General features: G+C 66.8%; 9 protein-coding genes. 4 read left to right on the top strand and 5 right to left on the bottom strand.

The features are described 5' to 3' along the window. Window positions 1-1294 (top strand): PPE family protein (locus VFA16_RS13675; RefSeq protein ID WP_324968335.1); only part of this gene is annotated, 1294 nt, incomplete at its 5' end. Here the strand turns inward: VFA16_RS13675 and VFA16_RS13670 are convergent. Then, complete coding sequence (locus tag VFA16_RS13670) at window positions 1291-2265, bottom strand: quinone oxidoreductase (protein WP_324968334.1); 975 nt, start codon at window positions 2263-2265, stop codon at window positions 1291-1293. The genes VFA16_RS13675 and VFA16_RS13670 overlap by 4 nt on opposite strands. A gap of 31 nt (window positions 2266-2296) precedes the next feature. Here VFA16_RS13670 and VFA16_RS13665 point away from each other — a divergent pair, with 31 nt between their 5' ends. After that, complete coding sequence (locus VFA16_RS13665) at window positions 2297-2986, top strand: hypothetical protein (protein WP_324968333.1); 690 nt, start codon at window positions 2297-2299, stop codon at window positions 2984-2986. Here the strand turns inward: VFA16_RS13665 and VFA16_RS13660 are convergent. The 4 genes from VFA16_RS13660 to mptB form a co-directional block, all read right to left on the bottom strand. Next, on the bottom strand, window positions 2936-3847 hold the full coding sequence (locus VFA16_RS13660; protein ID WP_324968338.1) for a heme A synthase: 912 nt from the start codon (window positions 3845-3847) through the stop codon (window positions 2936-2938). The genes VFA16_RS13665 and VFA16_RS13660 overlap by 51 nt on opposite strands. Window positions 3848-3960: 113 nt before the next feature. Then, window positions 3961-4740 carry an ABC transporter permease gene (locus tag VFA16_RS13655; RefSeq protein WP_324968332.1) on the bottom strand — a complete coding sequence of 260 codons (780 nt, stop codon included), beginning with the start codon at window positions 4738-4740 and terminating at the stop codon, window positions 3961-3963. Next, window positions 4737-5639: an ABC transporter ATP-binding protein gene (locus tag VFA16_RS13650; protein WP_324968337.1), complete on the bottom strand. Its 903-nt coding sequence runs from the start codon at window positions 5637-5639 to the stop codon at window positions 4737-4739. Before VFA16_RS13650 ends, VFA16_RS13655 begins: the two co-directional genes overlap by 4 nt. Before the next feature lie 41 nt (window positions 5640-5680). Then, complete coding sequence (gene mptB / locus VFA16_RS13645) at window positions 5681-7375, bottom strand: polyprenol phosphomannose-dependent alpha 1,6 mannosyltransferase MptB (RefSeq protein WP_324968331.1); 1695 nt, start codon at window positions 7373-7375, stop codon at window positions 5681-5683. A gap of 52 nt (window positions 7376-7427) precedes the next feature. On the opposite strand from mptB, the gene VFA16_RS13640 reads away from it, so the two are divergent. Beyond that, window positions 7428-8246 (top strand): metalloregulator ArsR/SmtB family transcription factor, encoded by an 819-nt coding sequence (locus tag VFA16_RS13640; RefSeq protein WP_324968336.1) that lies wholly within the window; start codon window positions 7428-7430, stop codon window positions 8244-8246. Continuing rightward, the coding region (sufB, locus tag VFA16_RS13635; RefSeq protein WP_324968330.1) for a Fe-S cluster assembly protein SufB at window positions 8243-9579 on the top strand (1337 nt) is incomplete at its 3' end. The genes VFA16_RS13640 and sufB, both read left to right, overlap by 4 nt.

The raw sequence follows: 9579 nt of genomic DNA, 5'->3' as shown, positions 1-9579 counted from the left end.
GGCGATGCCGACGTTGGGGGAGTTGGCGACTAATCATGCGGTGCATGCGGTGTTGGTGGCGACGAATTTCTTTGGCATCAATACGATTCCGATCGCCCTCAACGAGGCTGACTATGTGCGGATGTGGGTCCAGGCGGCCACCACCATGACCACCTACCAAGCCGTCTCCACCACCGCACTGGCGTCAACACCGCGGACCGCCCCGGCGCCGCAGATCGTGAAATCGGAGGCTTCGACCCAGCATTCGGACGGCGCGCCCGACCCAACCGTCGACAACCCTATCGACGACCTCATCGCGAACTTCCTGAAAAACCTGGGAATTAATTGGGATCCCGCTAACGGGACGGTGAATGGACTGCCCTACGACGCATATACGAACCCCGCCGACCCGATGTGGTGGGTTGTTCGAGCCCTCGAATTCTTCGAGGATTTTCAACAGTTCGGCCAAGACCTGCTAACCAATCCCGCCGCGGCATTCCAATACCTTGTCCAACTCGCACTGTTCGACTGGCCGACTCACATTGCCGAACTCACCGGGCTGAACCCGGCTCAGCAGTTGCTGGCAGTCGCAATCGGCGCAGCGCTCGCCCCAGCGGGTGCCGTCGGCGGCTTCGCGGGCCTGGCTGGTCTGGCCGCCACCCAGCCCGCCGCGCCGGCCGGCGCGCCGCTGCCGCCGCCCATCGTGCCAGGGCCGGCCATGTTGCCGGTGGCCGGGATGAGCGCGGCTCCCGCCGCACCAGCAGCTGCCCCGGCCTCGGCCCCGGCGCCTGCGCCGACGCCGACGACGAGCACCACCGCTAGTCCAGCACCGCCGTCGGCCCCTCCGGCCGCTGGCGGCGCGGGATTCGTCCCTCCCTACATGGTGGGGCCGCCCGGAATCGGCTTCGGCTCCGGTATGAGTACCAGCGCAAGCGCGAGCTCCAGCGCCAAAAAGAAAGGCTCCGAGCCGGATTCGGCTGCGGCGGCGGCAGGAGCGGCCGCGCGTGAGCAGGCGCGGGCGCGGCGACGCCGGCGCGCGACGCTGCGCGACCACGGCGATCAGTTCATGTCAATGGACGTCGACGTGGACCCTGACTGGGGGCTACCCGAGCAGGAACGCGTCGCCTCGACGGCGGCCTCCGATGCCGGCGCGGGGCCGCTGGGCTTCGCCGGGAACGTCCGCAAAGAAACCACCACTGCCGCAGGATTGACCACGCTTTCCGGTGACGAGTTCGGTGAGGGCCCGGCCATGCCGATGGTGCCGGGCACGTGGGCGCAAGAGGAGGAACTCGGCCCGCAGGCTGACAACGCCTAGGGCACCAGCACGATCGAGCCGACGGTCTTGCGCCCCTGCAGATCCCGGTGCGCCTGCACCGCGTCGGCCAGCGGGTAGCGCCGACTCACGGTGACCCTGATCGAGCCGGCCGCGATCGCATCGAATAACTCTCCGGCGCGCGAAGTGAATTCCTGCTCTGTGCGGGTGAAGTCAGCCAACTTCGGGCGTGTCAGATACACCGACCCAGCGGCGTTGAGGCGCTGCGGGTCGACCGGGGCCACGGGCCCACTGGCGGCGCCGAACAATGCCAGCGTGCCTCGCACGGTCAGGCTGGCCAGGCTGGCGTCGAATGTGCTGGCCCCCACTCCGTCGTAGACTGCGGCCACACCGGCTCCGTCAGTCAACTCCCGGATCCGTTTGCCGAACTCGTCGGCGTCGTCAGGGTAATCGAGCACCTCGCTAGCGCCCGCTTCCAGTGACAGCTCAGCCTTCTGCGGCGTCGACACCGTCGTGATCACCCGAACACCAAGGGCGGCCGCCCACTGCGTCAAGATCAGGCCCACGCCGCCGGCGCCGGCATGCACCAACACGGTGTCACCAGGCTGGGCGGGATAGACGGACTTGATCAGGTAGTGGGCCGTCAGCCCTTTCAACAGCGCCGAGGCCGCCACGTCGAAGTCCACTTCAGCCGGTAGTTGTGCGACGAATTCGGCTGGGGCCGTGCCGAATTCGGCGTAGGCGCCGGACGCGGCTGCGGTCACCACCCGCTCGCCCACACGCAGCGACGACACACCGTCACCGACGGCGGCGACCGTGCCCGACACTTCGGTGCCGAGCACGAACGGCAACTCGCGCGGGTATTGCCCTGACCGGAAATAGGTGTCGATGAAGTTGATGCCGATCGCCTCGGCTTTGATCACCACCTCGCCGGATGCGGGAGAGGGCTGTGGCTTGTCGACATAACGCAGGACTTCTGGTCCGCCGAGTTCGGCGACTTCGATCGCGTGCATGCTGACTATCATCCGCAGGTGTGGAGACCCCATGAAATTGGCCCGCCCCGACGTCCGTCATCCCCGCATCGTGCTGGCCGGCTCCCGGTCTGTCGACGATGACGACGACGACGAAGGTTTGGTCGCCGCCCTTCGCAAGCGGGGATTGCATGCGCGCTGGATGTGCTGGGACGACCCGGCAACGCTGAACGCCGACCTGGTCGTTTTGCGGACGACACGCGACTACTCGGACCGGCTAGACGAGTTTCTGGTGTGGACAAAGCGCGTGTCGAACCTGCTGAACGCCGCGCCTGTCATCGAGTGGAATGTCGACAAGCGATATCTGCGCGATCTTCAGCGGGCTGGCGTGCCGACAGTGACCGCCGCACCCGAACGCGACACCACGGCGCTGGTCTTTCTCGGCGGCATGCAGTCACACGCGTTTAGCGGAAATGAGCCGGTCGACGCGGATTTCGAGCTGTGGGACGTGGGTCGTGGCGCGCTGCGTGCCGCGGCCGACAAGCTGGGCATCGAGGCGGCGGAGTTGCTCTGCGCCCGTGCCGACGTCACCGGAGGCGCCGACGACGCCCGGCTTGTGCGGCTCGACCTCGTCGCGCCTTCACTCGGTTGGCGGCTGTTGGATGAGGCCACCCGTGGCGATCAGCAGCGGCAGTTCGCGCTGTGTGTTGAGTCAGCCCTGGAGTGGCGTGGGCTGGGCCCGCTCTCGCATCGACGCCCATAGTGCGGCGGTGGCCGCGGTACACAATGCCGCGCCCGCGACATGCACGGCGACGAGCGCGGCGGGCACGCCGCTGAAGAACTGCACCGTCCCGACGACGGCTTGGCCGCACACCAGCAGCACCAGAACGCCCAGCCGCAGCAGCACCGGCCGCGGCGCGTGCACCGCCAGCAAGCCGAAACCCAGCCCGATCAACAGCGCGAGGTAGGCGACCAGCAGCGACGAATGGACGTGCACCAGCGTGGTGATCGGGACTTCCAATCGCGGCACCGTCCGACTGGTGCTGCGGTCACCGGCGTGCGGGCCCGCGCCGGTGACCAGCGTGCCGGCCACCAACACCGCGGCTAGCGTGACTGCACTCAGCGCGGTGAGTCCACGCAACGGCGTGACCACCCGATAGCGGACCACACCGTCGTCGGGTTCTCCGACCTTGACATAGAGCAACACCGCCAGCCACACCATCGTCATCGACATCAACAGGTGGATGGCCACGGTCCACCACAGCAGCCCGGTGAGTACGGTGATGCCGCCGATCACTGCCTGCGCGATCGTCGAGGCGGGCATCAGCCACGCGTACACCTGAACTTCGGGACGGCGCCGTGCCCGCGCGACCGCCAGTACGGCCAGCGCCGCGGCAATGACCACGGCGAGGCTGAACATCCGGTTGCCGAACTCCACGGCCTGGTGGATTCGCGGCACCTCGGCCACGGCGACCGGGGTGAAGCTGCCGGGAAAACACTGCGGCCAGGTCGGGCAGCCCAGCCCCGACGCGGTGACGCGCACGATCGCACCGGTGACGGCGATGCCGCCCTGGGTCACGATGACGGCGACGGCGATGAAGCGTTGGGCGCGCACGCTGGGCATGGGCAGCAGGTCCACCAGCCGCCACAGCCAGCGCCCGACGGGCATCGGCATGGTCGTCACGGCCTTGATGGTAGGCCACCCAGAACTACAGGGCGTAGTAGCTGTTACGGAAATCAAGTGATACGAAACCAGCGCAGGGCGCCCAGCGCTCCCAGCACGCCCCACGCGGCCAGGATGACGAGGTCCAACGAGTTGACCGACAGCCGCATCGCCTGCAAGAGCGCTTCGGCGAACGCCCCCGACGGGTTGAGCCGGGCAGCCCACTTCACCGCGTTCGGGACCGTGTTGGTTTGGAGGCTCAGCGCGCAGGACCCGCCGAAGACCAACCACAGGACGTTGGCCGCCGCTAGGACGATCTCCGCCCGCACTGCGCCGCCAAGCAGCAGCCCAAGCGCGGCGAAGCCCGCGGTACCCAGAGCGATGACCACCGCGCCCAGCGCCAGACCCGCGAGCTGAGGCCGCCAACCCAGCGCGAAGCCTATGGCTCCCAGGATTATTGCCTGCCATATCACTACCGCGATCACAGCCAGCGACTTGCCGGCGACAATTCCCCAGATGGGGAGCGCGGTGGCGGCCAGCCGTTTGAGTGCGCCGTAACGGCGGTCGAACGCAACGGTGATGGCCTGACCTGTGAAAGCGGTGGAAATCACGGCCAGCGCCGTAATAACGGGGACGAAGGAGGCAGCGCGGTTCGGGCCGAACGAACCGACCGGCAGCAGTGTGAGCCCGACGAGCAACAAGACGGGAATGAATAAGATCAGCAGCAGGTACTCGAAGTTACGCAGCATCAGCTTCAACTCCAGCTCGGTTTGGGCGACGAGCATTTTCGAAACTGCGTTGGGGCGCGGGTTGGGCGCGAAAGTGCCCGCCGGAAAAAGGGACTCAGTGGTCATTGCCGCAACTCTCTGCCGGTCAGGTCGAGGAAAACGTCCTCGAGGCTGCGCTGCTCGACGCGCATGTCGGTGGCGAGCACGTCGATTTGTGCGCACCATGCCGTCACGGTCGCGAGCACCCGCGGGTTGATCGGGCCTTCGACCAGGTACTCGCCGGGTATCACCTCGGTGGTTTTGTAGTCCTCTGGCAGTGCGGAAACCAGAAGCGACAGGTCCAGCCGTGGCGGCGCGCTGAACCGCAACTGGTCCTTGGCCCCGGTGCGCGTCAACTCCGCCGGGGTCCCCGCGGCAACCTCCACACCATGGTCGATGATGACGATCCGATCGGCGAGCTGCTCAGCTTCCTTGAGTTGGTGGGTGGTCAGCAAGACTGTCACACCGTCGCGGCGCAGCGCGTCGATCAACTCCCACACGATCAGCCGGGCGTGGGCGTCCAGGCCCTCGGTGGGTTCGTCAAGAAACACCAGTTCGGGGCGGGCGACCAGTGCGCAGGCCAGCGCGAGTCGTTGCTGTTGGCCGCCGGATAGCTGCCGATAGGTGTTGCGCGCGGACTCGGTGAGGCCCAACGTGTCCATCAGCCACTGCGGGTCTAGTGGATCGGCGGCGTAGGCGGCCACCAAGTTGAGCATCTCGCCGGCGCGGGCCATGGGGTAGCCACCGCCGCCTTGCAGCATCACTCCGATCCGCGGCCGCAGCTGCGCATTATTTCGGATCGGATCCAGCCCGAGGACTTCGATCGTGCCGGCGTCCGGGCGGATGAAACCCTCGCACATCTCGACCGCCGTCGTTTTGCCGGCACCGTTGGGTCCCAGCAGGGCCAGCACTTCAGCAGCGTGAACGTCAAGATCGAGGCTGGCGACCGCTGTTGTGGACCCGTACTGCTTGCGTACCCCACGCATGCGGACGGGAACTTCTGCGGCTGAGCTCACGGGAAGTCAGCCTATGCGCCCGGCACCGGTTGGTGCTCTGGAGTATCGGCGGGCGGTGAGACTACGTCGTACACCGCTTCGTGCAACAGTGCCCCTGCCTCGACAGGCAGCCGCCGCCACGGCAAACGTGTATAGGTCACGGCGATCAGCAGCACCACAATGAGGGTGCTGGCCACGGTGGCATCCACGATTTGGAACAGCGCGAACCGGTCGCCGTTGGCCGTTGGGCCGAACACGCCGACGACGATGGTGACGCCGATCGCCGCTGCGCGAAAGCCGGGCCGCGTCGCCCAGGCCGCCAGCGGAATGATCGCCCATAGCAAATACCATGGCTGCACCACGGGAAACAGCAAGACGGTGATGCCCAGCGCGACGCCGAGACCGCCGACCGGGTGCAGCCGGCCACGCAGCACCGCCACCAGCAGCCAGCACACCATTACAGCGATGATCAGCACCCCGATGCCGCGGGTCAGCGACAGCACGGCGGTGGTGTGATCACCCAGACGCAGCAGGATGCCCGCCTGTCCGGTGCCAAGTGCTAGCAACGTCGGCGGTGACATCCAGCTGCGCACCACGTTGGCGGTGCCAAGCGTGTTGATCCAGCCGAAGCCGAGCCTGCTGGCCCACCCGACGACGGCCATCACCGCCACCGCCACCATGGCCATCGCTCCGCCGACCAACAGCACCGCCCGCAGATTGCCTCCCAAGCGGTAAGCCAGGGCCATTGCGACGAATCCGAGTGCCAGCAGCGACGGCAACTTCACCTGCGAGGACAGCGTGATCAGCACAGCGCCGAAGAGCAGCATGCCGACCGGCGCCCAGTCGCGCCACTCGGTCATCGGCCTGAATGGCAGCAGCCCTGGTGAGTCCCAGCGTTCGAGGCCGCGCAGGGCGAATTCGGTGCCGGTCAGCATCAGCCCGAGCATCAGGGCTTCGTTGTGGATGCCGGCGACCAGATGCATGATCAGCAGCGGGTTGGCCGCACCCAGCCAGAGCGCGCTGACTTCGGCCACGCCGCAGCGCCTGGCCAACCGTGGGGTTGCCCAGACGATCAGCCCGACGCCGATCAACACCACCAGCCGATGGCACAACACGGCCGCGACGATGTTTTCGCCGGTTAACGCCGAAATTCCACGGCCAATCCACAAGAACAGGGGACCGTAGGGCGCCGGGGTGTGGCGCCAGAGGCTCGGGACCGAGAGCGTGAACACGTGGTCGAGGCCCAATGCGCGCGCGGGCCCCACCCGGTAGGGGTCGAGCCCGAGCCGGCAGATCTGACTTTGTGCCAGATAGGAGTAGACGTCCTTGCTGTACATCGGCGGGGCCGGCAGCAGCGGCAGCGTCCACAACAACAACGTGCGGTCCAGATCCCCGCGCGACATCCGTCGGCTGCCCAGCGCGAAACGGCCCAGCATCAGCCAAGCCAGCGCCATCATCACCGCGCCGGTGGTGGTCATCGTCAGCGACACGGTCTGCAGCCGGGACGGCAAGTTGAGCAGCCGCACCCCGAACGTCGGGTCTTGCACCACCGGCCGCGCCCCCGCACCGAGCGCGCCGATCGCCATCAGCACCGTGCCGGTGGCTCCGAACAGCCGGGTGCGGCGAAGTGCGACGAGCTCGGCATCGTTGAGCGGCGGACCGACCGTCAGCTCGTCGCCATGCCATCGGGCAATCGACGAGCTCAACGTGTGGTGGCGGGCGGCCATCTGAGCAGCGTAACCGGGAGGCGGTGGACACCGGTGTGACCAGCCCAACCGGCTGGGCAGGCTAGCCTTGCTGGACCGGTCGCCGGAATTGCGTCACACTGGTGTTGTGAAAATCCCGTCTCCCGCGGCAGCAGCCGCAGTGTCGACCCACGACGGCCATACCCGCCGTGCTGTCGTGCAGCTCCTGCTGGAGTCCGGGCCGATCACCGCGGGCCGGATCGGCGAGCGGTTGGGCTTGTCGGCCGCCGGTGTGCGCCGTCACCTGGACGCGCTGATCGAGGCTGGCGAGGCGGAGTCGGTTCCCGCTGCGGCCTGGCAGCAGATGGGACGTGGCCGGCCCGCGAAGCGCTACCGGTTGACCGCGGCCGGCCGCGAGAAACTGGAACACGCCTACGACGACCTGGCGTCGGCAGCCATGCGACAGCTTCGGGAGATCGGCGGTGACGACGCGGTGCGGACGTTCGCCCGGCGGCGCATCGACGCGATCTTGTCCGAGGTGCCGGCGGCCGGCAGCCACGCCGACGACGACCTGGAGGCGACCGCGGAGCGGATCGCCAATGCACTGACCAAGGCCGGCTACGTTGCCACCACCACACGGGTGGGTGGGCCGGTCCAGGGTGTGCAGATCTGCCAGCATCACTGCCCGGTTTCGCATGTGGCCGAAGAGTTCCCGGAGTTTTGCGAAACCGAGCGGCAAGCCATGGCCGAGGTACTCGGCACCCATGTGCAGCGGCTGGCGACCATCGTCAACGGAGACTGTGCCTGCACCACCCATGTGCCGCTGACCAGCACCGTAGAGCAGCTCAAACGATCACCTGTCGGCGCCCAGCCCGCGCCGAAACCCACGAGCACCAAAGGAGCGTCCCTATGACCGTTGAGGCCACCAAAAGCGGCGGGCCGACCGCCGAGCCGCTGACCCAGCAAGAGGCGATCGCCGCGCTGGGCCGGTACGGCTACGGCTGGGCGGACTCTGACGTCGCGGGCGCCAGCGCCCGCCGCGGGCTCTCCCAGGATGTGGTCCGCGACATCTCGGCGAAGAAGAACGAGCCTGGGTGGATGCTGGAGAACCGGCTGAAGGCACTGCGGATCTTCGAGCGCAAGCCGATTCCGAGCTGGGGTTCGGATCTGAGCGGCATCGACTTCGACAACATCAAGTACTTCGTGCGCTCCACTGAGAAGCAAGCAGCCACTTGGGATGATTTGCCCGAGGACATCCGCAACACGTACGACAAGCTGGGCATCCCGGAGGCTGAAAAGCAGCGCTTGATCGCTGGCGTAGCGGCTCAGTACGAAAGTGAGGTTGTTTACCACCAGATTCGGGAAGACCTTGAAAAGCAAGGGGTTATCTTCCTGGACACCGATACCGGCCTGCGTGAGCACGAGGACCTCTTCAAGCAGTACTTCGGCACGGTGATCCCGGCCGGAGACAACAAGTTCTCCGCGCTGAACACCGCGGTCTGGAGTGGTGGGTCGTTTATCTACGTGCCGCCGGGTGTGCACGTCGACATTCCGCTGCAGGCCTACTTCCGGATCAACACCGAGAACATGGGCCAGTTCGAGCGGACGCTGATCATCGTCGACGAAGGCGCGTACGTGCACTACGTCGAGGGCTGCACAGCGCCGATTTACAAGTCGGATTCGCTGCACTCCGCGGTAGTGGAGATCATCGTCAAGCCGCACGGACGCTGCCGCTACACCACGATCCAGAACTGGTCGAACAACGTCTACAACCTTGTCACGAAGCGGGCCCGCGCCGAGGCCGGCGCAACCATGGAATGGATCGACGGGAACATCGGGTCCAAGGTGACGATGAAATACCCGGCGGTGTGGATGACCGGCGAGCACGCCAAGGGCGAGGTGCTGTCGGTGGCTTTCGCCGGAGAGGGCCAGCACCAGGACGCCGGCGCCAAGATGCTGCACCTGGCGCCTAACACGTCGAGCAACATCGTCTCCAAGTCGGTGGCCCGCGGCGGTGGCCGCACCTCCTATCGCGGCTTGGTGCAGGTGAACAAGGGCGCCCACGGATCACGCTCCAGCGTGAAATGCGATGCGCTGCTTGTGGATACGGTCAGCCGCAGCGACACCTATCCCTACGTCGACATCCGCGAAGACGATGTGTCCATGGGGCACGAGGCCACGGTCTCCAAGGTCAGCGACGACCAGCTGTTCTACCTGATGAGCCGGGGCCTGACCGAGGACGAGGC

The sequence above is a fragment of the Mycobacterium sp. genome, assembly GCF_035653355.1.
Taxonomy (GTDB): Bacteria; Actinomycetota; Actinomycetes; order Mycobacteriales; family Mycobacteriaceae; genus Mycobacterium.
This window is presented reverse-complemented; position numbering and strand designations above follow the sequence as displayed.

Coding starts and splice junctions, on each gene's coding strand:
- VFA16_RS13665 (WP_324968333.1), top strand. CDS start 2,297: ATGAAATTGGCCCGCCCCGACGTCCGTCATCCCCGCATCGTGCTGGCC.
- mptB (WP_324968331.1), bottom strand. CDS start 7,375: ATGGCCGCCCGCCACCACACGTTGAGCTCGTCGATTGCCCGATGGCAT.
- VFA16_RS13660 (WP_324968338.1), bottom strand. CDS start 3,847: ATGCCCAGCGTGCGCGCCCAACGCTTCATCGCCGTCGCCGTCATCGTG.
- VFA16_RS13655 (WP_324968332.1), bottom strand. CDS start 4,740: ATGACCACTGAGTCCCTTTTTCCGGCGGGCACTTTCGCGCCCAACCCG.
- VFA16_RS13670 (WP_324968334.1), bottom strand. CDS start 2,265: ATGCACGCGATCGAAGTCGCCGAACTCGGCGGACCAGAAGTCCTGCGT.
- VFA16_RS13650 (WP_324968337.1), bottom strand. CDS start 5,639: ATGCGTGGGGTACGCAAGCAGTACGGGTCCACAACAGCGGTCGCCAGC.